This is a genomic window from Variovorax gracilis (genome assembly GCF_030317115.1).
GTDB lineage: Bacteria > Pseudomonadota > Gammaproteobacteria > Burkholderiales > Burkholderiaceae_C > Variovorax > Variovorax gracilis.
Genome location: NZ_JASZYF010000026.1, coordinates 55,936 through 82,357, shown reverse-complemented (window position 1 = coordinate 82,357; position 26,422 = coordinate 55,936). Strand labels below are relative to the sequence as shown.

General features: G+C 66.3%; 27 protein-coding genes and 2 pseudogenes. 25 read left to right on the top strand and 4 right to left on the bottom strand.

Translation table 11 applies throughout. From position 1 onward, the window contains the following. The 4 genes and pseudogenes from QTH97_RS29635 to QTH97_RS29620 form a co-directional block, all read left to right on the top strand. Positions 1-607: 3-hydroxyacyl-CoA dehydrogenase family protein (locus tag QTH97_RS29635; RefSeq protein WP_286572158.1), on the top strand; the 607-nt coding region annotated here is incomplete at its 5' end. Positions 608-626: 19 nt separating this feature from the next. Beyond that, positions 627-2,096 (top strand): M20 family peptidase, encoded by a 1,470-nt coding sequence (locus QTH97_RS29630; RefSeq protein ID WP_286572157.1) that lies wholly within the window; start codon positions 627-629, stop codon positions 2,094-2,096. 31 nt (positions 2,097-2,127) lie between these two features. After that, positions 2,128-3,303, top strand: a complete 1,176-nt coding sequence (locus tag QTH97_RS29625) for an acetyl-CoA C-acyltransferase (RefSeq protein ID WP_286572156.1) — start codon at positions 2,128-2,130, stop codon at positions 3,301-3,303. Between the two features lie 23 nt (positions 3,304-3,326). After that, a pseudogene (locus QTH97_RS29620) lies at positions 3,327-3,755 on the top strand (PaaI family thioesterase); the annotation flags it as partial. Here the strand turns inward: QTH97_RS29620 and QTH97_RS37165 are convergent. After that, positions 3,686-3,844: pseudogene (locus QTH97_RS37165) on the bottom strand (hypothetical protein); the annotation flags it as partial. The pseudogenes QTH97_RS29620 and QTH97_RS37165 sit on opposite strands and share 70 nt — an antisense overlap. Between QTH97_RS37165 and QTH97_RS29615 the strand changes: the two are divergent. The 11 genes from QTH97_RS29615 to QTH97_RS29565 all read left to right on the top strand — a co-directional run bounded on the left by QTH97_RS29615 (position 3,797) and on the right by QTH97_RS29565 (position 13,992). Further along, on the top strand, positions 3,797-5,629 hold the full coding sequence (locus QTH97_RS29615) for an acyl-CoA dehydrogenase (protein ID WP_286572154.1): 1,833 nt from the start codon (positions 3,797-3,799) through the stop codon (positions 5,627-5,629). The pseudogene QTH97_RS37165 and the gene QTH97_RS29615 sit on opposite strands and share 48 nt — an antisense overlap. Further along, on the top strand, positions 5,629-5,826 hold the full coding sequence (locus QTH97_RS29610; protein ID WP_286572153.1) for a hypothetical protein: 198 nt from the start codon (positions 5,629-5,631) through the stop codon (positions 5,824-5,826). The genes QTH97_RS29615 and QTH97_RS29610 overlap by 1 nt, the downstream gene beginning before the upstream one ends. Positions 5,827-5,836: 10 nt before the next feature. Beyond that, on the top strand, positions 5,837-6,121 hold the full coding sequence (locus QTH97_RS29605) for a Dabb family protein (RefSeq protein WP_286572152.1): 285 nt from the start codon (positions 5,837-5,839) through the stop codon (positions 6,119-6,121). Between the two features lie 13 nt (positions 6,122-6,134). Further along, complete coding sequence (locus QTH97_RS29600; RefSeq protein WP_286572151.1) at positions 6,135-6,929, top strand: SDR family oxidoreductase; 795 nt, start codon at positions 6,135-6,137, stop codon at positions 6,927-6,929. Next, positions 6,926-7,384, top strand: coding sequence for a PaaI family thioesterase (locus QTH97_RS29595; RefSeq protein ID WP_286572150.1), 459 nt, complete (start codon positions 6,926-6,928; stop codon positions 7,382-7,384). Before QTH97_RS29600 ends, QTH97_RS29595 begins: the two co-directional genes overlap by 4 nt. Before the next feature lie 22 nt (positions 7,385-7,406). Next, positions 7,407-8,423 (top strand): NADP-dependent oxidoreductase, encoded by a 1,017-nt coding sequence (locus tag QTH97_RS29590; protein WP_286572149.1) that lies wholly within the window; start codon positions 7,407-7,409, stop codon positions 8,421-8,423. A 22-nt stretch (positions 8,424-8,445) separates the two neighbouring features. Further along, positions 8,446-10,113 (top strand): isovaleryl-CoA dehydrogenase, encoded by a 1,668-nt coding sequence (locus QTH97_RS29585; RefSeq protein WP_286572148.1) that lies wholly within the window; start codon positions 8,446-8,448, stop codon positions 10,111-10,113. A 23-nt stretch (positions 10,114-10,136) separates the two neighbouring features. Then, positions 10,137-11,075, top strand: a complete 939-nt coding sequence (locus tag QTH97_RS29580; protein ID WP_286572147.1) for a glutathione S-transferase family protein — start codon at positions 10,137-10,139, stop codon at positions 11,073-11,075. A gap of 100 nt (positions 11,076-11,175) precedes the next feature. Then, positions 11,176-12,078 carry an SDR family oxidoreductase gene (locus QTH97_RS29575; RefSeq protein WP_286572146.1) on the top strand — a complete coding sequence of 301 codons (903 nt, stop codon included), beginning with the start codon at positions 11,176-11,178 and terminating at the stop codon, positions 12,076-12,078. 101 nt (positions 12,079-12,179) lie between these two features. Then, positions 12,180-12,539, top strand: a complete 360-nt coding sequence (locus QTH97_RS29570; RefSeq protein ID WP_286572145.1) for a DUF1428 domain-containing protein — start codon at positions 12,180-12,182, stop codon at positions 12,537-12,539. Between the two features lie 172 nt (positions 12,540-12,711). Beyond that, positions 12,712-13,992 carry a tetratricopeptide repeat protein gene (locus QTH97_RS29565; RefSeq protein WP_286572144.1) on the top strand — a complete coding sequence of 427 codons (1,281 nt, stop codon included), beginning with the start codon at positions 12,712-12,714 and terminating at the stop codon, positions 13,990-13,992. A gap of 3 nt (positions 13,993-13,995) precedes the next feature. Here QTH97_RS29565 and QTH97_RS29560 read toward each other — a convergent pair whose 3' ends face one another. Together QTH97_RS29560 and QTH97_RS29555 are read right to left on the bottom strand one after the other, a co-directional pair. Next, complete coding sequence (locus tag QTH97_RS29560) at positions 13,996-15,042, bottom strand: aldo/keto reductase (protein WP_286572143.1); 1,047 nt, start codon at positions 15,040-15,042, stop codon at positions 13,996-13,998. A 37-nt stretch (positions 15,043-15,079) separates the two neighbouring features. Further along, positions 15,080-16,261 (bottom strand): MFS transporter, encoded by a 1,182-nt coding sequence (locus QTH97_RS29555; RefSeq protein ID WP_286572142.1) that lies wholly within the window; start codon positions 16,259-16,261, stop codon positions 15,080-15,082. Between the two features lie 145 nt (positions 16,262-16,406). On the opposite strand from QTH97_RS29555, the gene QTH97_RS29550 reads away from it, so the two are divergent. The 10 genes from QTH97_RS29550 (at position 16,407) to QTH97_RS29505 (ending at position 24,925) form a co-directional block, all read left to right on the top strand. After that, a complete protein-coding gene (locus QTH97_RS29550; RefSeq protein WP_286572141.1) occupies positions 16,407-16,655 on the top strand; it encodes a type II toxin-antitoxin system Phd/YefM family antitoxin in 249 nt (82 codons plus the stop codon). A gap of 1 nt (position 16,656) precedes the next feature. Beyond that, the gene (locus QTH97_RS29545) at positions 16,657-17,184 is read left to right on the top strand and encodes a type II toxin-antitoxin system VapC family toxin (protein WP_286572140.1); all 528 of its coding nucleotides are present in this window, start codon (positions 16,657-16,659) and stop codon (positions 17,182-17,184) included. Further along, positions 17,166-18,086, top strand: a complete 921-nt coding sequence (locus QTH97_RS29540) for a LysR family transcriptional regulator (protein ID WP_286572139.1) — start codon at positions 17,166-17,168, stop codon at positions 18,084-18,086. The genes QTH97_RS29545 and QTH97_RS29540 overlap by 19 nt, the downstream gene beginning before the upstream one ends. Beyond that, positions 18,083-18,706: a paraquat-inducible protein A gene (locus QTH97_RS29535; protein ID WP_286572138.1), complete on the top strand. Its 624-nt coding sequence runs from the start codon at positions 18,083-18,085 to the stop codon at positions 18,704-18,706. The genes QTH97_RS29540 and QTH97_RS29535 overlap by 4 nt, the downstream gene beginning before the upstream one ends. Next, positions 18,703-19,386 carry a paraquat-inducible protein A gene (locus tag QTH97_RS29530; RefSeq protein ID WP_286572137.1) on the top strand — a complete coding sequence of 228 codons (684 nt, stop codon included), beginning with the start codon at positions 18,703-18,705 and terminating at the stop codon, positions 19,384-19,386. Before QTH97_RS29535 ends, QTH97_RS29530 begins: the two co-directional genes overlap by 4 nt. After that, a complete protein-coding gene (locus QTH97_RS29525) occupies positions 19,383-21,017 on the top strand; it encodes a PqiB family protein (protein ID WP_286572136.1) in 1,635 nt (544 codons plus the stop codon). Before QTH97_RS29530 ends, QTH97_RS29525 begins: the two co-directional genes overlap by 4 nt. Continuing rightward, positions 21,014-21,649: a PqiC family protein gene (locus tag QTH97_RS29520; protein ID WP_286572135.1), complete on the top strand. Its 636-nt coding sequence runs from the start codon at positions 21,014-21,016 to the stop codon at positions 21,647-21,649. The genes QTH97_RS29525 and QTH97_RS29520 overlap by 4 nt, the downstream gene beginning before the upstream one ends. 20 nt (positions 21,650-21,669) lie before the next feature. Next, positions 21,670-22,212 (top strand): methylated-DNA--[protein]-cysteine S-methyltransferase, encoded by a 543-nt coding sequence (locus tag QTH97_RS29515; protein WP_286572134.1) that lies wholly within the window; start codon positions 21,670-21,672, stop codon positions 22,210-22,212. A gap of 84 nt (positions 22,213-22,296) precedes the next feature. Beyond that, a complete protein-coding gene (locus tag QTH97_RS29510) occupies positions 22,297-23,502 on the top strand; it encodes a multidrug effflux MFS transporter (RefSeq protein WP_286572133.1) in 1,206 nt (401 codons plus the stop codon). A gap of 70 nt (positions 23,503-23,572) precedes the next feature. Next, on the top strand, positions 23,573-24,925 hold the full coding sequence (locus tag QTH97_RS29505; protein ID WP_286572161.1) for an MFS transporter: 1,353 nt from the start codon (positions 23,573-23,575) through the stop codon (positions 24,923-24,925). A 27-nt stretch (positions 24,926-24,952) separates the two neighbouring features. Here QTH97_RS29505 and QTH97_RS29500 read toward each other — a convergent pair whose 3' ends face one another. After that, positions 24,953-26,407: an alpha/beta hydrolase gene (locus tag QTH97_RS29500; RefSeq protein WP_286572132.1), complete on the bottom strand. Its 1,455-nt coding sequence runs from the start codon at positions 26,405-26,407 to the stop codon at positions 24,953-24,955. Positions 26,408-26,422: the final 15 nt, after the last annotated feature.

The window sequence follows — 26,422 nt, the reverse complement described above, 5'->3', positions numbered from 1 at the left end:
GGACGAGGGCGCCACGCCGCAGCAGGTCGACAAGGCCGTCGAGAAGTTCGGCTTCGCGATGGGTCCGTTCCGCATGGGTGACCTGGCGGGCAACGACATCGGCTGGGCCATCCGCAAGCGCCGCGCCACGGAGATCGCCGACATGAAGTACAGCCGCACGGCCGACAAGCTCTGCGAACTGGGCCGCTTCGGCCAGAAGACCGGGGCAGGGTGGTACGACTACCAGGCCGGCAAGCGCGATGCCATCCCGTCCGAACTCGTCAACAAGATGATCGAGGACCATCGCAAGGAACTGGGCATCACGCCACGCAAGATCTCCGACGAGGAGATCGTGCAGCGCCTGGTCTACGCCCTGGTCAACGAAGGTGCGCGCATCCTCGACGACGGCATCGCCTCCAAGTCCGGCGACATCGACATGGTGTATCTCACGGGCTACGGCTTCCCGATCTGGCGCGGTGGCCCGATGCACTACGCGAGCCAGGTGGGCCTGTACAACGTGGCCGAATCGATGAAGCGCTTTGCCAAGAATCCGCGCGACGACGCGAGCTTCTGGCAGCCCGCGCCGCTGATCCAGAAGCTGGTGGCCGAAGGCAAGTCGTTCAGCTGAACGGAGGCGAGACCGCTCTATGCTGAAACGCGTTTCCCTTGCGTTGCTGCTGGTGCTTCTGGCACTGGTGGCGGCGGTGGCGGTCAACACCTGGCGCACGCCCTCGCGGCAGCTTGCCGTGGCGCCGGCGTCCGCATTGCCGATCGACGCGGAGGCCGCTGCAAAGCGGCTGTCCGGCGCGATCCAGTTCCGTACCGTGTCCAGCCTCGAAGACCCGGCCGCGAACAATGCAGAGTTCGACAAGCTGCATGCCTACCTGGCACAGCAGTTCCCGAAAGTCCATGCCACCCTGAAGAAGGAAGTTGTGGGCCAGAAGGCGCTGCTCTACACATGGGCCGGTTCCGACCCCACGGCCAAGCCCATCGCGCTGATGGCGCATCAGGACATGGTGCCCATCGCGTCCGGCACTGAAAAAGCCTGGTCGGTCGATCCATTCGCCGGGGATATCAAGGACGGCTTCGTCTGGGGCCGAGGCACGCTCGACAACAAGAGCAACCTGATGGCGCAATTGGAAGCCATCGAGATGCTGATCGGCAGCGGTTTCCAGCCAACTCAGACGGTCTACCTCGTGATGGGCGACGACGAGGAGGTGAGCGGCCTGCGAGGCGCGCTGCCCATCGCCGAACTGCTCAAGTCGCGTGGTGTGCGCCTCGATTGGGTGCTCGACGAAGGCCTTCTGGTGCTGGATGGCGTGCTGCCCGGCCTATCGAAACCGGCGGCGCTGATCGGTCTGGCGGAGAAGGGCTACGGCACCTTCTTCCTGTCGCTCGACACATCGCCCGGTCATTCCTCCATGCCACCAGCGCACAGTGCCATCGGCAGCATGAGCGCGGCGTTGGCACGGCTCGAGGCGACCCCGATGCCCGGCGGCATCAAGGGCGTGGCGGGCCAGATGTTCGGCGCGCTCGCACCGGAGATGAGCGGCCTCAACCGCGTGATGCTCTCCAACCTGTGGCTCACCGGGCCTCTGGTCGAAAGCCAGCTCACGAAGAGCCCGAGCAGCAACGCGATGCTGCGCACGACCACCGCGCTCACCATCGTGCGCGCCGGCAACAAGGACAACGTGCTGCCGGGGCGCATCGAGGCCGCCGTCAATTTCCGCATCCTTCCGGGCGACACCATCGACAGTGTGGAGGCGCATCTCAAGCGCGCCCTTGGAAACGACGCGATCCAAGTCAAGCGCTACCCCGGCAACTCCGAGCCGTCACCTGTGTCGCCGAGCGACGGCCACGGCTATCGCTCGATCGAACAGGCGGTGAGGCAGGTGTTCCCGGATGCCGTCGTCGCGCCCGGCCTGATGACCGCCGCGACCGACTCGCGCCACTTCAGCATCGTGAGCGATTCGATCTACCGCTTCTCGCCGTTCCGAGTGAAGAGCGAGGATCTTCCGCGTTTCCACGGCACCAACGAACGCGTAGCGATCTCGAACTACGCCGAGATGATCTCGTTCTACCACCAGTTGCTGCGCAACACCGCACAGCCCCAGTAACCGTCATTCCTCTTCTTCAAAGGACCACACCATGACCAGCGCCGTCATCGTTTCCACCGCCCGCACGCCGCTCGCCAAGAGCTGGAAGGGTGCCTTCAACATGACGCACGGCGCCACGCTCGGCGGCCATGCGGTGCAACATGCTGTGCAGCGCGCCGGCATCGATCCCGCGTCGGTGGACGACGTGATCATGGGCTGCGCCACGCCGGAGGGCGCGACCGGTTCCAACATCGCACGCCAGATCGCGCTGCGTGCCGGCCTGCCGATCACCACGTCGGGCATGACCATCAACCGCTTCTGCTCGTCGGGCCTGCAGACCATCGCGACCGCGGCGCAGCGCATCATCGCCGGCGAAGGCGAGGTCTACGTTGCCGGCGGCGTCGAGAGCATCTCCTGCGTGCAGAACGAAGCCAACAAGCACATGCTGGCCGACCCCTGGCTCGTGAAGCACAAGCCCGAGATCTACTGGAACATGCTGCAGACCGCAGAGCAGGTCGCCAAGCGCTACAACATCGGCCGCGACGCGATGGACGAATACGGCGCTGCCAGCCAGCAGAAGGCCACCGCCGCGCTGGAAGCCGGCCGCTTCAAGGACGAGATCGCGCCGATCACGGTGCTGGCCGGCGTGGCCGATCCCGTCATGGGCCTGCGCACCAAGGAAGTCACGATCGAGAACGATGAAGGGATCCGTGCCGGCACCACCAAGGAAGGCATCAGCGGTATCCGTTCGGCGATCCCCGGCGGCCTGATCTCGGCCGGCAATGCCAGCCAGTTCTCCGACGGCGGCGGCGCCTGCGTGCTGGTCGATGAAAAGTACGCCGAGCAGAAGGGCCTGAAGCCGATGGGCCGTTTCCTCGGCTTCGCGGTCGCGGGCTGCGAGCCCGATGAAATGGGCATCGGCCCCGTCTTCGCCATCCCGAAGGTGCTGAAGCGCCTTGGCCTCAAGGTCAGCGACATCGATCTCTGGGAACTCAACGAGGCTTTCGCGGTGCAGGTCATCTATTGCCGCGACAAGCTCGGCATCCCGGCCGAGTTGCTGAACGTCGACGGCGGCGCCATCGCAGTGGGCCACCCCTATGGCGTCAGCGGCCAGCGGCTCACCGGCCACGCGCTGATCGAAGGCAAGCGCCGCGGCGCGAAGAAGGTCGTCGTCACGATGTGCATCGGCGGCGGCATGGGCGCGGCGGGCGTTTTCGAAGTCATCTGACGCGGCAACCCGCGGACCAGGCCATGGCTTCCCCAGCGCAGGCCTCACCCGAGCAGTTTCTCGCCATGGGCCGGGAGGTCCTGGCGAAGCAGCCTTTCAGCGCGCTGATCGGCGCGGAACTGCACGCGCTGTCGCCGGGCTTCATCGACCTGCAAGTGCCCGTGACCGACAAGGTCAAGCAGCAGGACGGCTTTGTCCACGGCGGCGTGCTCAGCTACCTGGCCGACAACGCGCTGACCTTTGCCGGTGGCACGGCGATGCGGGTGCCGGTCATCACCGCAGAGTTCAAGATCAACTACGTCCGGCCGGCCATCGGTGAGCGCCTGATCGCGCGCGCCAAGGCCGTGCATGCAGGCCGATCGCAGGCCGTGTGTACCTGCGAGATCTTCGCGGTCACCGGCGGCGAGGAAAAGCTCTGCGCCATCGCGCAGGGCACCATTGCCCGGTCGCCATCCATTCCATAGATCCCACAGATCGCGCAGCGAACAGATCCATGAGCCTTCGTCCCACCCTCGATTTCCTCCTCTACGACTGGCTGCATGCCGAGTCGCTCAGCTCACGCGAACGATTCGCCGACCATTCGCGCGAAACCTTCGACGCGGTACTCGACACCTGCGAGCGCATCGCGCGCGAGAAATACGCGCCGTTCAACCGCACCGTCGACACGCAGGAGCCGCACTTCGACGGCGAAAAGGTCATCCTGCCGCGCGCCACGCACGATGCGCACAAAGCCTTCGTCGAATCCGGCATGCTGAGCGCGGCGCAGGACTACGACATCGGCGGCATGCAGTTGCCCTACACCTTGTCGGCAGCCGCCAATAGCTTCTTCGCCATGGCCTCGGTCAGCATCGGCTCCAACATGCTCACCAGCGGCAATGCCAACCTGCTCATGGTGCACGGGACCGAGATGCAGAAGGAAGTGTTTGCGAAGAACGAATTCGCCGGGCGCTGGGCGGGCACCATGTGCCTGTCGGAGCCGCAGGCCGGTTCCAGTCTCAGCGACGTCGCGACACGTGCGGTGCCCGATGGTGCGGATTTCCAGGAAGATCCGCTCGGACCTCGCTACCGGCTCACCGGCAACAAGATGTGGATCTCTTCCGGTGACCACGAGTTGACCGAGAACATCGTACACATCGTGCTGGCGAAGATTCCCGACGAGAACGGCAAGCTGATCCCCGGCACGCGCGGCATTTCGCTCTTTATCGTGCCCAAGAGGATGGTCGACACCGAAGGCCGCCTGACCGGCGAGCGCAACGACGTGGCGCTCGCGGGCCTCAACCACAAGCTCGGCTGGCGCGGTACTACCAACACGCTGCTCAATTTCGGCGAAGGCAAGTTTCCTGTGGACGGCAAGGCCGGTGCCGTGGGCTACCTGGTCGGCCAGCCAGGCAAGGGCCTGCACTGCATGTTCCACATGATGAACGAGGCACGCATCTGCGTCGGAACCGCGGCGACGATGCTCGGCATGGCGGGCTACCACGCTTCGCTTGAGTACGCGAAGAATCGCCCGCAGGGCCGACCCGCCGGTCCCGCAGGCAAGGACTCTGCGAAGCCGCAGGTGCGGATCATCGAACACGCCGACGTGCGCCGCATGCTGCTCGCGCAGAAGGCGTACTGCGAGGGCGCACTGGCGCTGGAGCTCTACTGCGCGCGACTGGTCGACGAGCAGAAGACCGGCGACGCACAGGCCGCCGACGAGGCGCGCCTGCTGCTGGAGGTGTTGACGCCCATCGCCAAGAGCTGGCCCAGCGAATGGTGCCTCGAAGCCAACTCGCTCGCGATCCAGGTCCACGGCGGGTACGGCTACACGCGCGACTTTCCGGTGGAGCAGTACTGGCGGGACAACCGGCTCAACATGATCCACGAGGGCACGCATGGCATCCAGGCGGCGGATTTGCTGGGTCGCAAGGTGTTGATGGAGGACGGCCGCGGCTTGGAATTGCTGGCCGGACGCGTGGCCGGCACGATGAAGCGTGCCGCCGTGGTGCCTGCGCTGGCTGGCCATGCCAAAGCGCTGGGCGAGTCTTTGCAACGCATCGGTTCCGCAACGAAGGCGGCATGGTCCACCGGCAATCCGCAGGAGGCGCTGGCCAATGCCGTACCCTACATGCAGGCCTTCGGCCATGTGGTGCTCGCCTGGGTCTGGCTCGACGTCGCACAGCATGCGCTGGAGCGCGATGCAGCGAAGGCGTCGCCGGCCACGGCAGGCCGCGTCGGCGCGACCGACTACTTTTTCAACTACGAACTGCCGAAGATCGGCGCCTGGCTCAACGTGGTCGAGCAGCGCGACCCGACTTGCACGGCACTGCCGGAGGAAGCTTTCTGATGTCCGCAGCCAAACCGCACGCAGCGCTGGAGAAATGGATATGGATCCTGATCTATGGCGGGCTGTTCATGATCATCATCGGCATTGCTACCGGACGCACGGAGGAGGCCATCGGCTGGTCGCTGGCCGTGCCCGGAGGCGTGCTCACCGCGGTCGGCGTCGTGCTGATCTACGTTCGTTCGCGCCACAAGGATTGAAGGACTCGCCATGATCAAGCACATCGTGATGTGGAAGCTCAAGAAGGCCAGCGACGCCGGCCAGTTCAAGGCCAGACTCGACAGCTGCAAGGGCCTGGTCCCCGGCATGCGCGAGTTCGAGGCTGCCGTCCGCACTGACGGCCTCGAAGCCAACTGCGATGTCGTGCTCGTCTCGTCCTTCGACGACAAGGCGGCATTGCAGGCCTACCTGGAGCACCCGACGCATGTTGAGGTGTCTGCAGTCCTCGGGGGCCTGCGCGAATCGCGCACGGTGCTCGACTACGAAACCCACTGATCCCGGAGACACCATGACCGCACGCAGCATTCAGAAACTTTTCGACCTGACCGGCAAGGTCGCACTCGTCACCGGCGGCTCGCGCGGCCTCGGCCTGCAGATGGCGCACGCGCTGGGCGAAGCCGGCGCGAAGGTCATGCTGAGTTCGCGCAAGGCTGACGACCTCGAACAGGCCGCTGCCGAACTTCAAGCCGCCGGCATCGATGCGCGCTGGATCGCGGCCGACTGCGCCAAGGAAGAGGACACGCGCCGATTGGCCACCGAGACGCTGGAGCGCCTGGGTGCCGTCGACATCCTCGTGAACAACGCCGGCGCGAGTTGGGGCGCACCGGCCGAAGACCATCCGGTCGAGGCCTGGGACAAGGTGATGAACCTCAACGTGCGCGGCTATTTCATCCTGGCGCAGCAGGTCGCCCGGGCCTACATGATCCCGAAGAAGGCGGGACGCATCATCAATATCGCCTCCATCGCCGGGCTCAACGGCAACCCGCCCGAGATGCAGACTCTGGCCTACAACACGTCCAAGAGCGCGGTGATCGGCTTCACGCACACGCTGGCGGCCGAATGGGGCAAGTACAACATCAACGTCAACGCCATCTGCCCGGGCTTCTTCATGACCAAGATGGCGGCCGGCCTGATCAAGTCGATCGGGGAGGAGAAGATGGCCGGGCACGCGCCGCTGGGCCGTCTCGGCGACGACGAGGACTTGAAGGGCGTCACGCTGCTGTACGCGAGCGACGCGGGCAAGCACATCACCGGCCAGTGGCTCGCCATCGACGGCGGCGTGAGCGTGGTGCTCGGCGCATGACTACGACCGACAACATCAACCTGAGGTCCTACGTGGACCGCATTCCCTTCGCGCGGCACCTCGGCTTCGAGATCGCGAAATTCGAAGGCGGCGAATCCGAGCTGCGCTACACCGCGAAGCCCGAGCACCTGAACACCTTCGACGTGACGCACGGCGGCGCCTGCATGACGATGCTCGACATCGCCATGGCCGCTGCCGCCCGCAGCGACACTCCCGAGACCGGCGTGGTCACCATCGAGATGAAGACGACCTTCATGGCGCCTTCCGTAGGCCCGCTGGTGGCGCGCGGCAAGCTGCTCCACCGCACCGCGACGCTCGCGTTCACCGAAGCGAAGATCTACGACGCGCAAGAGCGCGTCTGCGCGCATGCGACCGGCACCTTCAAGTACGTGAAGCGCCGTCTGCCGACAGGCCCCGCCAGCGCCAACGAGATGCGCCCCCCGTCCACCGACTGATTGCATTCCTACCGAGACCACCATGCCCACCAACAGACAACAGATCCTCGACAACCGCCCGGAAGGCGAAGCCGTCGCCGGCAACTTCAAGCTCGTGACCGCCGAGACACCCGCGCTCAAGGACAACCAGGTGCTGGTTCGCCATCACTACATGAGCCTTGACCCCTACATGCGCGGCCGCATGAACGACGCCAAGAGCTATGCGCAGCCGCAGCCCCTAGGCCAGGTGATGCAGGGCGGCACGGCGGGCGAAGTGGTCGAGAGCAAGCATCCCAAGTACGCCGTGGGCGACAAGGTGGTCGGCTTCGGCGGGTGGCAGGAATACAGCGTGGTCGACGCCTCGCAGCCCGGCGCGTTGAAGAAGGTCGACACGACGCAGGTGCCGCTGTCGCACTACCTCGGCGCGGTCGGCATGCCCGGCGTTACTGCCTGGTACGGCCTGGTGAAGATCATCAACCCCAAGGCAGGCGAGACGGTCGTCATCACCGCCGCCAGCGGCGCGGTTGGCAGCGCTTTCGGCGCGCTGGCCAAGGCGCGCGGCTGCAGGGTGGTGGGCATTGCCGGCGGCCCGGACAAGTGCCGATACGTCACCGATGAACTCGGCTTCGACGCCTGCATCGACTACCGCCAGCACCCCGACGTCAAGAGCATGAGCGCAGCGCTCAAGGAAGCCTGCCCGAACGGGATCGACGGCTACTTCGAGAATGTCGGCGGCTACATCTTCGACGCAGTGCTCTTGCGCACCAACGCCTTTGCGCGCATTGCGATGTGCGGGATGATCGCGGGCTATGACGGGCAGCCGCTGCCGCTGGCAAATCCTGCACTGTTCCTGATCAACCGGCTCAAGCTCGAAGGCTTCATCGTCAGCGAGCACATGGAGGTGTGGCCCGAGGCACTGGCCGAACTGGGCGGGCTGGTGGCGAGTGGCAAGTTGCGGCCGCGCGAATCGGTGGCCCAGGGCATCGAATCTGCGCCCGAAGCCTTCCTGGGGCTGCTCAAGGGAAAGAACTTCGGCAAACAGCTGGTCAAACTGATCTGAACAAGCCACACGGAGGCCGGCCATGGATGCGACTCACGAGGTCTTCAACCAGCCGGCTCCGCTGAGCGGCTACAACCTCTTCGAGACCAACCGGCCGCTGCGGGATGCGTTGAAGCTCAACGCGCCCCACTTGCAGTCGGCGCCGCTTGAACACCTGGGCGCCGTGGTCGGCACGGCGGAGATGCAGGCGCATGCGCGGCTGGCGAACATCCATACGCCGGCGTTGCACACGCATGACCGGTTCGGCAGGCGTGTCGATGAGGTGGAGTTTCATCCCAGCTATCACGCGTTGATGGCGGCGGCCGTCGGGGCGGGGTTGCATGGTGCTCCTTGGGGCAGCCCTCACCCCGGCACGGAGGTGGAGGGGATTTGCTCGTCGCCCCACGTTCAAAGAGCAGCGGGGTTCATGCTCTTCACGGAGCTGGAGCCGTCGATCCTGTGCCCGATCTCGATGAGCTATGCGGTGACGCCGGCATTGCGTGGCAATGCGGCCATCCATGCCGACTGGGGGCCGAAACTCACCAGCCTCTGGTACGACCCTGCTCTCAAGCCTTGGCACGACAAGCCCGGCGTGACCATGGGCATGGGAATGACCGAGAAGCAGGGCGGCTCGGACGTGCGGGCCAACACCACGCGAGCGGTCCGCACCGGCAGCGACGCCTGGGGCGAGCGCCATGAGATCACCGGCCACAAGTGGTTCTTTTCCGCGCCGATGTGCGACGCCTTCCTGGTGCTGGCACAGGCACCGGCCGGCCTGTCATGCTTCTTTCTGCCACGCGTGCTGTCCGACGGCAGCCGCAACGCCATCCGCATCCAGCGTCTGAAGGACAAGCTCGGCAACAAGGCCAACGCCAGTTCCGAGGTCGAGTTCCATGGCGCGAGCGCTTGGCTGGTGGGCGAGGAGGGACGCGGCATCCCGCAGATCCTGGAAATGGGGACCATGACCCGGCTCGACTGCGCGCTCGGCACCAGCGGCTTGATGCGGCAGGCGCTGAGCCTTGCGCTGAACCACACCGCACAACGGCAGGCCTTCGGCAAGACGCTGATCTCGCAGCCGCTGATGAAGAACGTGCTGGCCGACCTCGCGCTCGAAAGCGAAGCCGCGACCGCCCTTGCGATCCGCCTCGCGCGCGCCTTCGATCACCAGGCCGACGAGCACGAGCGCCTGATGGCGCGATTGCTCACGCCGGTCGCCAAGTTCTGGATCTGCAAGCGCGGCAGCCACTTTGCGCAGGAAGCGATGGAATGCCTGGGCGGCAACGGCTATGTGGAAGAGGGCGGCGAAGGCGTGATGGCCCGCGTCTATCGTGAGATGCCACTCAACTCGATCTGGGAAGGCGCCGGCAACATCATTGCGCTCGACCTGCTGCGCGGCCTGCGCAAGGGCGATGTCGTCGCCGCACTTGCGCATGAGCTGGCACCGGCCCGGGGCGTCGACGCGGCGCTCGACCGGGTGGCCGACGCACTGCCCGCGCGCATCGAGGCGATGGCCACGGAGGCCGAAGCTCGCCGCCTGGCCCAGGACGTCGCGCTGGCAGTGCAGGGCGCATTGCTCGCGCAGACCGCGCCGGGCGCCATCGTCGGCGCCTTCTGCGCATCGCGGCTCGGGGGCGACTGGGGTCACGCCTTCGGTACGCTGGGCACAGGCGTCGATTTCGATGCGATCATTGAGCGCGCACAGCCTCATTGATCCAGCACCCGCGAAGGACCTCCATGGCAGACCTGATCCTCCACCACTACGCGACCTCGCCGTTCTCCGAGAAGCTCCGGCTGATCCTCGGCTACAAGAAGCTGGCCTGGAAGTCGGTGATCATTCCGCAGATCATGCCCAAGCCCGACCTCGTCGAGCTGACCGGCGGCTACCGCAAGACGCCCGTGCTGCAGATCGGTGCGGACATCTACTGCGACACCGCGCTGATCTGCGACGTGCTGGAGCATCTGGCACCGACGCCGTCGATCTATCCGGAGCCGGGCAAGGGTCTCGCGCGCCTGGTGGCGCAATGGGCGGACACATCGCTGTTCTGGGCCTCGATGGCCTACAGCTTCAGCGGCAAGGGTGCGGCCGACCTCTTCGGCAATGCGCCGCCGGAACTCGCCAAAGCCTTCGGCGCAGACCGCAAGGCGATGAGCGGCAACGCCGTGCGCCTGCGCCCGGGCGATGCTGCCGCGGCCTACAAGTCGTACCTGCGGCGCCTGTCCGACATGCTGGATGACACCGACTATCTGCTCGGCGCATTTCCGACGGTGGCGGATTTCGCCTGCTACCACCCGCTGTGGTTCACCCGCAAGCGCACGCCGTCGATGGCTGGCATCCTGCAACTCACCCCGGCCGTGGTCGACTGGCTGGACCGCATGGCCGGCATCGGCCACGGCGCCATGGAGACCTTCGACGCCGCGCAGGCGATCGATGTGGCGGCTGCTTCCACGCCGCACACGCTGCTGTCCGACAGCACCTTCCAGGACGAGCACGGCATCCCGCTCGGCTCCCGCGTCACGATCACGGCGGAAAGCTTCGGTCCCGAGCCGACCGAGGGCGAATTGATCGCCGCCACGCGTACGCACTACACCCTGCGGCGCACGGGAGAGCGCAGCGGCACCGTGCATGTGCACTTCCCGCGCATCGGGTACGTGCTTCGGCCCGTCGACAACTGATGCGCCGGCGACGCAGCGCGGGCACCTTCGCGACTGCGTCTTTCGCGATTCCGTCATTCAATAGCGTCTCCGCAGAACAGAGACGAAAGGACACGCGCAAATGATTCAGGATTTCAAGGGCACGACAGCCGTTCTCACCGGCGCAGGCTCTGGCTTCGGCCTCGAATGCGCCCGCATCGGCGCGGCACGCGGCATGAACCTCGTGCTGGTTGACGTCCAGCAGGACGCGCTCGACAAGGCGCAGGCAGAGATGGAAGCCGCAGGCGCGCAGGTGCTCGCGCGCAAGGTCGACGTGGCCAACGCCGCGCAGATGGAAGCACTGGCCAATGACGTGCAGCAGCGTTTCGGCGCACCGCATTTCGTCTTCAACAATGCCGGCGTAGGCGCGGGCGGACTCGTCTGGGAAAACACCGTGGCCGACTGGGAATGGGTGCTCGGCGTCGACCTGTGGGGCGTCGTTCATGGCGTGCGCCTGTTCACGCCGATGATGCTGGAGGCGGCCGCCAAGGACCCGGCCTACCGCGGGCATATCGTCAACACCGCCAGCATGGCGGGCCTGCTGACGCCTCCCAACATGGGCATCTACAACACGGCCAAGGCAGCCGTCGTGAGCCTGACAGAAACGCTCTACCAGGATCTGAAGCTGGTCACCGACCAGGTCGGTGCCAGCCTGCTGTGTCCGTACTTCGTGCCCACGGGCATCACGCAGAGCGAGCGCAACCGGCCAGGCTCTCTGCCGACCGGCGAACTGACCAAGAGCCAGTTGATCGGCCAGGCCATGAGCAACAAGGCCGTGAGCAGCGGCAAGGTGACCGCCGCCGAAGTGGCGCACAAGGTCTTCGAAGCGATCAGCGCGAACCAGTTCTACGTGTTCAGCCACCCCAAGGCGCTGGGCAATGTGAAGAGCCGCATGGAGAACATCGTGTCGATCACGAACCCCGCCGACCCCTTCCTGGAGCGGCCGGAGATCGGCGCGAACCTACGCGCGCAGTTGCGCTCGTAATCCCGCACCGGCCATCGGGGGTTTGGGTGGGCCCGGAAGGAGGGCCTGCTTATACTGAACTTCTCGGTTCTGTATCGTCAACCCTTCAAGGAGACCCTTGCATGGCCTACGTCGATGGATTTGTTGTTCCCGTTCCCAAGAACAATATCGAGAAGTACCGCGAGATCGCCACCAAGGCGGGAAAGATCTGGCGCGAGCACGGCGCGCTCGAATACCGCGAATGCGTCGCCGACGACGTGAAGCCCGGCGAAGTCACCTCCTTTCCGCAGAGCGTGAACCTCAAGGACGACGAGACCGTCGTGTTTGCCTACATCGTCTTCAACTCGCGCGCCCATCGCGACGAGGTCAATGCCAAGGTCATGAGCGATCAGCGGCTCGCCGACATGATGGACATGAAGAGCATGCCTTTTGACGGAAAACGCATGTTCTGGGGCGGCTTCGAAAGCCTGGTCGCACTCTGATCGCTTGACTGCGTGCCGGCGCTCCGGCTGGCCGATGCGAGGACTTTTCCGCACGTCACTGCGATCGGTCTTCGCATGCATGAAGCGGCGATTCGCTGGTCGCCAGGCTGCCTGCCGTCGCTAAGATGGATCGTTTTTGGCCCGATCCGTCCGATCGGCGAGAGTCCGCGTCATGAGCACCAAGAAGAGCGTTCGTCCACCCGCAGCACGCGGCCCATCGGCGCAACTTGCGCGCCAGTTCCAGGCACACGCCCAGCGTTTCACCGAAGCGATGAAGCGTACGGACTACGCGGCGGCCAGCCAGGCGGCCGAAGCGGCCCTGAAGGTCCAGCCGGGCAACGTGGGCGTTCTGGCCGACTATGCGCTGAGCCTGATGCGCCAGAAGCGCTACGAGAAAGCCCACGAGGTCTACTTGCGCGTCTACAAGGCGCATGCCGGCCGGGCGCAGGCGGGCAGCACTTGGCTCGATGGCCTGACCGAGGTCTGCGGATGGCTGGCGCGGCCAGACGACCTGAGGCGCTATGGCAGGGAGTCACTCGATCAGGCCGATGCGCGGCTGGGGCAGGGGCAGGCCGGTTCCATTCCCTCTTCTGCTCCGCCCGTCTTCGAGGCGAATCATCCCGAGCGCAACATCATCGCCTACACCCTCTTCGGCGACAGTCCGCGCTACTGCGAACCGGCCGTGAAGAACGTGGAGGTCGCCGCCGATCTGTTTGCGCAATGGCGTTGCCGGGTTTACCTCGACGACTCGGTGCCGTCGGCTGTCCAGCAACGCTTGAGAAGCGCCGGTGCGCAGGTCGTGGACATGACGGGGCAGGCGCGAGACGGCGTCCATCCACTCATGTGGCGCTTCCTGGTCGCCGATGATCCCGGGGTCAGCCGCTTTCTGATCCGCGATGCCGACGCGTTGCTTTCGGAGCGCGAGCAGATGGCCGTGCAGGAATGGATCACAAGCTCCTTCTGGTTCCACCACATCCGCGACTACTTCACCCACACCGAGCTGATCCTGGCCGGTCTGTGGGGCGGTTGCCGCGGCGCGCTTCCTCCGCTGAAGCCCTTGATGCAGGCGTGGCTGGCGCGGCAGGGCGACGTCACCCGTTTCGCTGACCAGATCTTCCTCCGCGAAATGGTGTGGCCGACCTTGCGTCAGAGCGTGCTGAACCATGACGAACTCTTCGGCTTCCATGGCGCTCGCCCTTTTCCCGCACATCCGCCGATTCGATGGAACACCGGCAGCTTCCACGTGGGCAGCAATGCCAGCTTCCAGGGCATCCGGGGGTCGAGCTCGAAAGCCGATGGCGAGCGGCAGTCCTGGACGGTGCTGGATGAGCAGGGCGCGACGGTGTGTGCGTACAGTTCCCCGGTGCTTGGGAACGGCTGGAGTGCCGACCTGCCGTTCTTCCTGGTCGAACCCATCGCCGCGGGGCGCTGGAAGGTGCAATTGGTGTCGTAGCGCTCAGGCTGCGCGCCGTGCCACCGCCACCGGGCTTCGTTCCGCGAACTGGCCGTTCCAGTACGGGTAGTAGGGGTAGGGCGGGGTCACCGCGCTGGCCGCATCGAGCCGTGCGATCTGTTCGGTCGTGAGTTGCCAGCCGAGCGCGCCGAGGTTCTGTTTCAGTTGCGCTTCGTCGCGAGCGCCGATCAGCACGCTTGATACGGTCGGCCGCTGCAGCAGCCAGTTGAGAGCAATCTGGGGCAGTGTCTTGCCCGTTTCCTCGGCCACCCGGTCCATCGCATCGACCACGCGGTAGAGCCGTTCTTCCTCGACCGGCGGGGCGAAGCCGGCCGTGTCGTGCAGGCGGCTGCCGGCGGGCAGCGGATGGCCCCGGCGGATCCTGCCGGTCAGGCGGCCCCAGCCGAGCGGGCTCCATACGATGGCGCCAACCCCCTGGTCCATGCCGAGCGGCAACAGTTCCCACTCGTAGTCGCGGCCGATCAGCGAGTAGTAGGTCTGATTTGCCACGTAGCGCGACAGCCCCAGGCGGTCCGACGCGGCCAGCGCCTTCATCAACTGCCAGCCCGAGAAGTTCGACGCGCCGATGTAGCGCACCTTGCCCGCGCGCACCAGGTCGTCGAGCGTGCGAAGCACCTGCTCCACCGGCGTCATCGCGTCGAACGCATGCAACTGCAGCAGGTCGATGTAGTCCGTGCCGAGGCGTTTCAGCGCGGCATCGGTCGCCTTGACCAGGTGATGCCGCGAGGAGCCGACGTCGTTCGGCCCGTCGCCTGCGCGCAGCGAGATCTTGGTCGAAAGGATGACCTTGTCGCGCCGGCCTTCGACGGCTGCGCCGAGGATCGATTCCGATGCGCCGCTCGAATACACATCGGCGGTGTCGAAGAGATTGACGCCCGCGTCGAGGCAGATGTCGATGATCCGGCGCGCGCCTGCGACGTCCGTATTGCCCCAGGCGCTGAACAGGGGGCCTTCGCCGCCGAAGGTGCCGGCGCCGAAGCCGAGGGCCGGGACCTTGAAGCCCGAGTTGCCGAGGTAGCGTTGTTCCATGGTCGGTCCTTGCGAGAAGTTTGGAAGGGTGCCCGGTTCAGGCGCTGGCCGTCGCGCAGTCGGGAAGCGCATCGCGCCGGTCGAGGGCGCGGCTCCACAGTGCGATCGCGAGGCCGGCCAGGGTGAGCAACGCGGCCACCCAGCCCAGCCCTGCGAGACCCGGTCCGCGCTCGATCACCACGCCGCCCACCCACGCACCGAGCGCGTTGCCGAGATTGAAGGCGGCGATGTTGAGGCTGGATGCGAGGTTCTGTCCCGCGCCGGAAGCCTTCTCCAGAACGCGCAACTGCAGCGGCGCCACCGTCGCGAAAGACGCGATGCCCAGAAGAACGACGAACACGACCGCTGTCACCGGCGTATGGATGACCCACTGCATCGCGCCCAGCACCACGGCCAATGCTGTCAGGGTGCCCAACAATGCCGGCATGAGCGAGCGATCGGCCAGCTTGCCGCCAAGCAGATTGCCAACGGCCAGCCCGCCGCCGAAGATCAGCAGGATCGGCGACACGGCCGCTCCGGACACACCCGTGACTTCGGTGAGCAGCGGCTGGATGTAGGTGAACACGGCGAACAGTCCGGCGAAGCCGAGCACCGTCATGGCAAGCCCCAGCAGAACCTGCGGTCGGCCCAGGACGGCGAGTTCGTCCCGCAGCGGCGAAGGCCGGTCGCCGGCCTTGCCTCGCGGCACGAAGACCGCCAGCACCGTGAATGCCACGACGCCGATCAGCGCCACGGCCCAGAAGGTCGCGCGCCAGCCGTAGTGAAGCCCCAGCCATGCGCCGGCGGGTACACCGAGGAGTGTGGCGGCGGTCAGCCCCGTGAACATGATGGCGATGGCCGAGGCACGGCGTTCCGGCGGCACAAGCCCCGTGGCGACGACCGAGCCGACCCCGAAGAAGGTGCCGTGCGCGAGCGAGGTGATGACGCGCGCTGCCATCAGCAGCTCGTAGTTGGCGGCCAGCGCGCAGGCGATGTTGCCGAGCGTGAAGATCGCCATCAGCGCGAGCAGGACCGTCTTGCGCGGAATCCTGCGCGTGGCGATGGTGAGCAGCGGTGCGCCGACCGCGACCCCGAGCGCATAGCCCGAGATCAGGAGGCCGGCGGCCGCGATGGAGACGTGAAGATCCGCCGAGACCTGCAGCAGCAGGCCCATGATGACGAACTCGGTGGTGCCGATCCCGAAGGCACCGGCGGTGAGGGCGAGGAGAGCGATAGGCATGATGTCCCGTACTGTGCGGGTGCCGGCCTGCTTTGACTAGGATGGCTTGAGGACAAGCATTGATGACTTCAAGTCACTGATGTCGGCGCCGGGAGCCAGGCAGGCTTTTGGGATAAAATGTACGGACTGTACGGAAGTATCCACCATGACTCTGCACACGGTCGGCCTCGAACAGGGGCGCAATACGCTGCCCGAGCTGGCATCACGCGCCCATGCGGGAGAGCCGAGCCTGCTGACGCGACACGGCAAGCCCTATGCGGCGATCGTCTCCCCGGATGTGCTGCTGAAGGCGAGACCGGGCCCGCGTTTCCTGAGTTTGCGAGGCAGCGGCAAGGGTCTGTGGGGCAAGTCGCCCGCTCAAACGATCGCCGACGCGCGCAATGAGTGGGAATGAAGTGGCCGGCACGCCGTTGAAGAACCCGGTGCGCAAACCTCGCCGGAAAGCGGTCAAGGCCGAGTCGCTATGGGGCGGCCTGCATGACGGTGACCTCGTCGTCGTGGATTCCGCGCCACTGATCTACCTGCTCGACGACCACCCGGACTTTGCACCAGCGTTCGAGGGTGTGTTCGCACTGCAGGCGCAGGGCGTGATCCAGATCGCGATCTCCACCGTTGCGATGGCGGAGGTGCTCGCCGGTCCTTTCAGGCATCGCCAGGATGTTCTCGCCAAGCGTTACGAGAAGGCGCTGTCAGGCTTCGACGTGGTGCCGATTTCTCAGGAGATCTCGGTGACCGCCGCGCGCATCCGTGCGAGCGCCGGGCTGCGGCTACCCGACGCCTTGCAGGCCGCGACCGCCCTTGAAACCGGCGCGGTGGCACTGGTGACGCACGATCGTGACTTCTCGCGGCTGGCCGATTTGCGCGTGATCCTCGGCGATACCGGCCCGACCCAGGCGAGAACGAGATGCCCCGCATCGAGGTGAATCGTTCCGGTGAAATGGAAGCCTTCGTCCAGGTGGTGGACCGCGGCAGCTTCTCGGCTGGCGCCCGCGTGCTGGGCATGACGCCATCGGCCATCAGCAAGCTCATCGGGCGGCTGGAAACGCGCCTGGCGACCCAACTGGTGCACCGCTCGACTCGCAAGCTGCAACTCACGCCCGAAGGACGGCAGTTCTACGAGCGCAGCGTTCGCGTGTTGGCCGACATGGACGAAGCCGAGCGTTGCGCTGCTGCAGGGGCGATGCCGCGCGGGCGCGTCAGCATCAATGCCAGTGTCGCTTTCGGCCAGCACGTGCTCATTCCGCTGGTGCCGCGCTTTCTCGAGCTGCATCCGCAGGTGACGCTGGACATCGTGCTGACCGACCGCGTGGTCGACCTCATGGAAGAGCGCACCGATGTCGCGATCCGCTGGGGCGAACTGCCGCCATCCGATCTGGTCGCACGCCGGCTCGGCGCGACCGGGCAGGCCATCGTCGGTTCGCCCTACTACCTGAAGCGTTACGGCACCCCGCGCACGCCGCAGGAGCTGGAAGCGCACAACCGCCTCGGCTTCAACTACCGGCGCAGCGTGCCCGACTGGCCGCTGCGCGTCGACGGGCGGGTGATCGACATGCCCATCGCGGGCAACGTGCGCTGCGGTGATGGCGAGACGCTGCGGGCGCTCATCACGTCTGGCATCGGATTGGCCAGGATGTCGCTGTTTCACGTCCAGTCCGACATCGACGCGGGCCGGCTGGTGCCCGTGATGGAGGAGTTCAACCCGGGCGACGAGGCGCCGATCCACGCGGTCTATCTGGGCAAGGCCGGCCGCCTGCCGGCGCGGGTCCGCGCCTTGCTTGACTTCCTGGTCGCCCACGTCGCGGACAATGGGCGGGCCAAACCATGACAGAAGTACCCGACGCCATCGTTTGCGAAGGCTGCGACGCGGTCTATCGCCGTGTGCCGCTGCGCCACCGGGAAATCTCGCATTGCCCGCGCTGCGGGACCGAACTCGACCGCCATGCCGGCGACCAGAGCGCACGCGTGTTGCCACTTACTGTCGCCTGCCTGATCCTGTTCGCGATCGCCAACCTGTTTCCCATCGTCGAGATCGAGTTGCAGGGCCTGAGCAGCCAGACCACGCTCGCGGGCGCCGTGGTGGCGCTCAGTTCCGAAGGCATGTCACCGGTTGCACTGCTGGTCCTCGCAACCACCATCCTTTTTCCCCTGATGCAGCTGTGCATCCTGTTCTATCTTCTCGTGCCCATGGCGTACGAACGCCGGCCGGCCGGGTTCGTCATCCTCGTGAATGCGTTGCAGGCGCTGCGGCCCTGGGGCATGGTGGAAGTGTTCCTGCTGGGGGTGCTGGTGGCGATCATCAAGCTGAGCAGCATGGCGCAGGTCATACCGGGTCCGGCGCTCTGGGCCTTCTGCGGGCTGACTGTGCTCCTGACGGCGGTGCTGTCCTTCAATCCCCGGACCTTCTGGGAAATGGCCTTCGAGCCCCGCCCCGGACAGGAAGCATGAGCGAACCGACGCCACCCACCCGGACGGGCGCGCAACTCGGGCTGATGAGTTGCCATCATTGCGGCACCGTGTGGGAAGGGGCGGAGGAGGGCGCGCGCTGCGGAAGGTGCGCGACCCGCCTGCATACCCGCAAGCCCGACAGCTTCAAGCGCACCTGGGCGTACCTGATCGCCGCTGCCATCCTCTACCTTCCGGCCAACATGCTGCCGGTCATGATCACAAAGAGCCTGTTCGGTACGCAGCAGGACACCATCCTCAGCGGCGTCATCTATTTCTGGGTGTCCGGTGCCTATGGGTTGGCGGCGCTCATCTTCATCGCGAGCTTCCTGGTTCCGCTGTTCAAGCTCACGGCGCTCACGCTCCTGAATTTCCTGGCCCAGCGCGGCAGCGACTGGCGCCAGCTGGAGCGCGCCAAGCTCTACCGCATCCTGGAAGTGATCGGGCGCTGGTCCATGCTCGACGTGTTCGTGGTGGCGCTTCTGGCCGGCCTGGTTCGCATCCACGGCTTTGCGGAGATCACTGCCGGAGTGGGCATCGCCGCCTTCGGCGCAGTGGTGGTGCTGACCATGCTGGCGTCGCTCAGCTTCGATCCGCGCAAGACCTGGGACGCGCGGACTGTTGCGAAGCGCGGCAGGCAGCCAGATGGAGACGGTATGAAGAGAGGTGAAAGAGTCATATGAGCGAAGAAGACAAAGGGTCCGACAACGCCCCATTGGCTCGGCCTGTGGTGGTGAAGCGGCGCAACTGGCTGCCATCGCTGATCTGGCTGATCCCCATCGTGGCGGCCCTGGTCGGCGTGACGCTGGTCGCGCGCATCCTGATGGAGCGGGGTCCCGAAGTCGTGCTGACCTTCAAGACCGCCGAAGGCCTCGAGGCTGGCAAGACGGCGGTGCGGTACAAGGACGTGCAGATCGGCACGGTGCAGCGAATCCGCCTCGCCAACGACCGCTCCCATGTGCGCGTGCTCGTGCAGCTCAAGAAGGAGGCCAGTGGCTTCACCGCACAGGACACGCGCTTCTGGGTGGTGCGGCCGCGCCTCGACACCACCGGCATTTCGGGCCTGGGGACCTTGCTCTCGGGCGCGTACATCGGTGCGGATGCCGGGACCTCCGAAGAAACCGCAGGCGAGTTCACGGGGCTGGAGGTGCCGCCCATCGTCACGCGCGATGCGTCGGGAAGGCAGTTCCTCCTGAGGGCGCGTGATGTCGGCTCGCTGGACATCGGCTCGCCGGTGTACTTCCGCCGCATCAAGGTCGGCCAGCTTGCAGCCTACGAACTCGACGGCGACGGTCGCGGTGTCACGCTGCGCGTCTTCGTCAATGCGCCGTACGACAAGTTCGTCGGAGTCAACACGCGCTTCTGGCACGCGAGCGGCTTCGACGTGGAACTGAATGCCAGCGGCCTGAAGGTGCGCACGCAGTCGCTGGCGACCGTGCTGCTCGGCGGCATCGCGTTCCAGGCGCCCGACGACGCGGCGGGGCCGGTCGCGCAGGAGAACACCGCCTTCGCGCTGGCGGCCGATGAAGCCTCCGCCATGAAGGAGCCGGACGGACCCTCGCAGACGATGCTGCTTTACTTCAACCAGTCGTTGCGCGGCCTGTCGCCCGGGGCGGCCGTCGACTTCCGCGGCGTCGTGATCGGCGAGGTCAAGTCCATCGGGGTCGAATTCGATCGCGACGAGCGCGAATTCAAGATGCCCGTGGTGGTGCAGATCTACCCCGACCGCATGCGACGCAGGGCGATCGGCGTGCCGGCCGAATCGCGATACTCCCCGCTGGAGCGGTGGCAGTTCCTCGTCAGCAAGGGCCTGCGCGCGCAGTTGCGCACGGGCAATCTGCTGACGGGTCAGGTATACGTCGCCATCGACTTCTTCCCCGACGCGAAGCCGGCGCGGATCGACCCGGGCCGCACACCGCTCGAACTGCCGACCGCGCCCAACAGCCTGGACGAACTCCAGTCGCAAGTGTCCGACATCGCTCGCAAGCTCAACAAGGTGCCGTTCGAGGAGATCAGCACCGACCTGCGCAAGGCCCTGGGCACGCTCAACAAGACGCTGGTCACGACAGAGCAACTCGCGAAGAGCCTGAACAATGACGTGACACCCGAGATGGCCGCAGCCATGAAGGACGTGCGCCGTACGCTCAGTTCCGCCGAGAAGACGATTGCCGACGACTCGCCGCTGCAGCAGGACATGCGCCAGACCCTGCAGGAGGTCACGCGCGCCGCGGCATCGCTGCGCATCCTGACCGACTACCTGGAGCGCCATCCCGAATCACTGATCCGCGGCAAGCCGGAGGACAAGCAGAAATGAGATCGACGAACTTCCGACCTGTTGCCGCCGCGTTCGGCGCCGCGTTGCTGATGGCAGGCTGCGCGAGCAGCACGGGGCCGCAGTACTACAGCCTCGCCGAATCCGCGGCGCCCGCCCGGACGCCGGTCGCAGCCGTCGGCACGACGCCCGCCTTCATCGAACTCGCGCCGATTGCCATGCCCGAGCGCTTCACACGCCCGCAAATGGTGGTTCGCAAGAAGGGCACGCCGGAAAGCCCGGCGGTCGACATCCTGGAGGACCATCGCTGGTCGTCCTCGTTCGAGAGCGAACTGCGGGACGCATTGGGCAGCAGCATCGCAAGCAGGCTCGGCGCGGTGGACGTGACCAAGACTGGCCGTCAACGCGGCCAGCCGGCGACCCGAATCGCCGTGCAGTTGGGGCAGTTCGACGCGGTGGAAGGCAGTCGCGTGGACGCCAGCTTCACCTGGACCGTTCGCCGCACTGACGAAGGACCCGCCACGGGGTGCAAGCTGTCGCTTTCGGAGCCCGTTGGCAGCGGCTTCGACGCCTTGGCGCAGGGCGCCCAGCGGGTGACCGCGAAGCTGGCCGATGCCATTGCCGGCAGCGTCTCGGCGCTCAAGGCCAACTCGACATCCCCCTGCGCGGCCTGATGAATGCATTGGCGGCAGGCATGAGTACGACCGGCTTTGCGTTGTTTGCCACTGCCATCGGCGCGTGCGGCATCGCGTGGGGTTCGAACGGCATCATCGGCGTCCAGTTGCCGGAAGCGGAGGAGGGCGCCACGCGCCATCGGATGGAGCGGCGCTTCCCGCGGTTGCAGGAGCGCGATCCGCCGCCCGAAGTGCAGCGGGCCGCGTCGGCCATCCGCGCACTGCTGGACGGCGAGCCGCTTGACCTGGCGGACATCGAACTCGACCTGGAAGGCGTCAGCGATTTCCATCGCCGCGTCTACGCCATCGCGCGCCGCATCCCGCCCGGACGCACCCGCACCTATGGCGACATCGCTGCCGAACTCGGCGACAAGGGACTGGCGCGCGCGGTGGGGCAGGCGCTCGGCCTCAACCCGTTCGCGCCCGTCGTGCCTTGCCACCGCGTACTGGCAGCCGGCGGCAAGTGGGGCGGTTTTTCCGCGCACGGCGGCGCGGCCTCGAAATTGCGCATGCTCGCGATCGAAGGCGCCCGGCCGGACAGCGATACCGAGTCGCTGTTCTGACGACGATCTCCGCGCCGAAGAGCTAGCACAGCGCGCCACATTGCGCTGCCGGCAGCCCATTGCCGCCTTGGCGACAATGGGTGAATGACTTCATCGCGCTTCCTCAGGATCGCGCTCGTGCTGGGCCTGTTGTCGGCCATCGGCCCGTTCGCGATCGACATGTACCTTCCCGCACTGCCGGAGATCGGCAGCAGCCTGGGCGCGGGCATCGGCCCCGTGCAAATGAGCCTCACGGCTTTTTTCCTCTCGCTCGGCGTGGGACAGTTGCTCTATGGCCCGGTGTCGGACATGGTCGGACGCAAGCCGCCGCTGTACTTCGGCCTCGGCCTGTTCGCGCTGGCCAGCATCGGTTGCGCCCTCGCGACCGACATCGAGATGCTGATCGCGCTGCGCTTCGTGCAGGGTCTTGGTGCCGCGGCGGGCATGGCGATTCCGCGTGCAGTGGTGCGCGACCTGCATACGGGCAACGACGCGGCGCGGCTGATGTCCTTGCTGATGCTGGTGTTCAGCGTCTCGCCGATCCTGGCGCCGCTGGCCGGCAGCGCAGTGATCGCCTTCACCGGCTGGCGCGGCGTGTTCTGGGCCGTGACGATTGCGGCGGTGGTCGGCCTGGCGACGGTGGCCTCCGTGCTCAAGGAAACACGGCCCGTGGAGCAGCGCGTGGAGAGCAGCCTGGGCAGCGCGCTCCAGGCCTATGGCGTGCTGCTGCGCGACACGCATTACCTCGGCCTGGTGTTCATCGGCGCCTTCGCGATGGCAGGCTTCTTCACTTACCTGGCGAATTCGTCCTTCGTGATGATCGACCACTACGGCCTGTCGCCCACCCTTTACAGCGTGGCCTTCGGCGTCAATGCCGCGGCCTTCTTCGGCGCGGCGCAACTCAACGGTCCGCTGTGCGAGCGTTTCGGCATCGTCCGCGTGGTGAAGTCGAGCGTGAGTGCCTGTGGCGTCGTCATGGCGCTCATGTTCGCGTACTACCTGAGCGGCGGCGATCGGCTGGCCGTGCTCATCGTGCTTTACTTCATCGCCAGCGCCTTGATGGGCTTCGTCATCCCCACGACCTCTGTGCTCGCGCTCGAGAAGCACGGGGCCATCGCCGGCACGGCCTCGGCCCTGCTCGGCACCTTGCAGATGCTGACGGGCTCGCTGGTCATGGCGGTGGTTGGCGCCTTCACGAACGGCAAGCCGCTGCCGATGGTCGCGGGCATGGCCGCGGGTGCGCTCATTTCCGTGGTGCTCACATGGTTCACGCTCGGCGGGCGCCGGAGAGAAGTCTGTGCAGCGGGATGAGGCGGTGACGGCGCCGACGCCCGCCTCCGCTGCCGTCGAGGGACTGCCCCAGCCGCAACGCTGGCGCGCGATGCTGGTCATCATCCTCGGCATCGCCGTGGCGGTCCTCGACGGCACCATCGTCAACCTCGCGCTGCCGGGCATCGCGCGCGAACTTCGCGCGGATGCGGCGCATGCGATCTGGGTGGTCAACGCCTACCAGATCGCCACGCTGGTCATGCTGCTGCCGCTGGCCTCATTGGGCGATCTCATCGGCTATCGACGTGTGTACCTCGTGGGTATCGCGCTGTTCGCCGTGGCTTCGCTTTTCGCGACTTTTGCCAACTCGCTCGCGATGCTGATTGCCGCGCGGGCGCTCCAGGGGCTGGGAGCCGCCGGCATCATGAGCGTCAACGCGGCGCTGGTGCGGTTGATCTATCCGCGCGACCAACTCGGCCGCGGCATGGCGATCAACTCGATGGTGGTGGCGACCGCATCGGTCGCCGGTCCGACGGTGGCGGCGGCGATCCTGTCGGTCGCCTCATGGCCGTGGCTCTTCGCGCTCAATGTGCCGCTGGGCGCGCTGGTGCTGGCGCTGGGGGTGCGCGCATTGCCGGCCAACCAGGCCAAGGCATCCGCGGACTCACGGTTCTCGGCCTTCGACGTGCTGCTCAACGTGCTGATGTTTGCGTTGATCTTCATCGGCGCTGACCGGCTCGGCGTGCGCGGCGATGCGGGCCAGGGCGCAAGCCCCTGGGCCTGGGCGCTGCTGCTGGCGGGTATCGCAGTGGGCTTCGTCTACCTGCGTCGCCAACGCGCGCTGATGTTGCCGTTGTTTCCGGTCGACCTGCTGCGCATCCCGGTGTTCGCACTCTCGATGGGGACGTCCATTGGCGCGTTCTGCGCACAGATGCTGTCGTTCATCGCGCTGCCCTTCCTGCTGCTCGAGACGTATGGGCGCTCTCACTTCGAGGCCGGCCTGCTGATCACGGCATGGCCCCTGGCGATCGTCGTCATGGCGCCGATTGCCGGCCGGCTCATTGGCCGGTATCCGGACGGCTTGCTGGGCGGCATCGGTCTGGGGCTGCTGGCAAGCGGCCTGGTGTTGCTGGCTGCGTTGCCTGCGCATCCGACCAATGCCGACATCGTTTGGCGCATGGCGCTGTGCGGCATGGGCTTCGGCTTGTTCCAGTCGCCGAACAACCACACCATCGTGACCTCGCCTCCGCCGCATCGCAGCGGCGCAGCAAGCGGCATGCTGGGTACCGCGCGTCTGACGGGCCAGACATTGGGCGCAGTGCTGCTGGCCGCGATCTTCAGCATCTGGAGTCCGCACGACGGCAAGGGCCAGGTGATCGCGTTGGGGCTGGCCGCGTGCTGCGCCGCGGTGGCCGCCGTGTTCAGTTCGCTGCGGACCCGGCAGCCGGTGAACGGCCGCGTCTGAAGCGTGTCCGTCCGACCGCCGCTGGCCTCACGGGGCCGGGATCACTTCGACGATCCGATCGGCCATGTAGGGGAAGAACGGATTCGAGGACAGGCGTGTCAACGAATCCAGGCTGACGATGAGAGCGCCGCGCTCGCCGCGAACAGCCAGGGAACCCAGGTTCACCCCGAAGTCCTCGCTCATGTCGGGCCGTATGCCGTAGAGGGAATCGGTGACGGGAAAAGGCAGCGCCAGGTGTGAAAGCGAGAACACCTCCAGCGGAAACTCGAGGTTGAGTTGCCTCGTTTTCTCCGTCACAGACCCGGCCTCCGTCACGCGCTCCACGACCTGACGGCTGCTCGGCCCCGTGTTGGTGATCAGGGTGGACCGGAATGGCCGGGGTGCCGGGGTCAAGACGCGATCCGGCCGCAGATCGCTTCCCGAGCGCAGCAACGGACCGAACTTGACGCTGCGGTTCAGGTCGAACAGCACCAACTCGCTGCCATTGCTGGGCAGCCGCGCGTAAAGGGCGGTCACGATCGCACGCGTGCTCACCGTGAAGTCGATCAGCGACTGGAAGGTGAGGATCGGCGGCAGCTTTGCGAGGCGGCCCGCACTCTCTTCTCGCGCAATGTGCGAGCGCAAGTCGCGCGTGAGGAGCGAAGACTGGCGCGCTCCGTTGACCGGAAAGGAGTTGTACTTGAATGGGTTGAATTCCGGCACGACACCCAGCCATGCCGCCTTGGCGAACGCCGGGAAGACGGCCGGCCAGCCGAACACGCCTGCGAACCGGGAGAGTTCGGTGATGCCGATCATCGGCCCGATCAGGATGATCCGGTCCGGTCGCGCCAGGCTCGAATCGTCCAGGCCGTCGAGCGCGAACTTCATCGCCAGCGCACCGCCATTGGAGAAGCCGACGATGTGCAGCGGCAGCGGCGCGGCCGCGCGGCGGCGCGCTTCGCGAACGGCGAGGCGCGTCGCTTCCGACCAGTCCTCCCACTGCACGCGCGTGAGCCCGGCCGGTACGGTGCCGTGGCCCGGCATGCGGATCGCGACGACCACGAAGCCGCGATCGCGGTAGAGATTGGCGACGTGGCGCAGGCTGAAGGGCGAATCGGTCAAGCCGTGCAGCAGCACGACCGCGCCTCGCGGCGCACCTTGCGGCTCCTGCACATAGGACCGGTTCCAGTCCTGAACGAAACGCCCCGGAAAGATCGGGCTGCCGTCGTAGTAGCGATTGCCGGGCACGCGCGCCTCCGGCGGCAGCTTGTCGGTGACCTCGGTGCGCACCTCGGCGAAGGCCTTGTCCTCTGCTGCCAGATAGCCGGCCCAGTCGGCCTTTGCGAGCTCTGCGCGGGACAGTTCGTGCGGGACGTGCGTGTGCCAGAGTTCGAGGGGAGGGCCGCGCTGGACGTCGTACGTGCGCAGCGCGATCGCGGTGATGAAGACAACGCCGATCACCAGCGCAGTGCGCTTCAGAATCCTCGCCAGCCGGGGTAGCATTTCTGTCCTCTCACT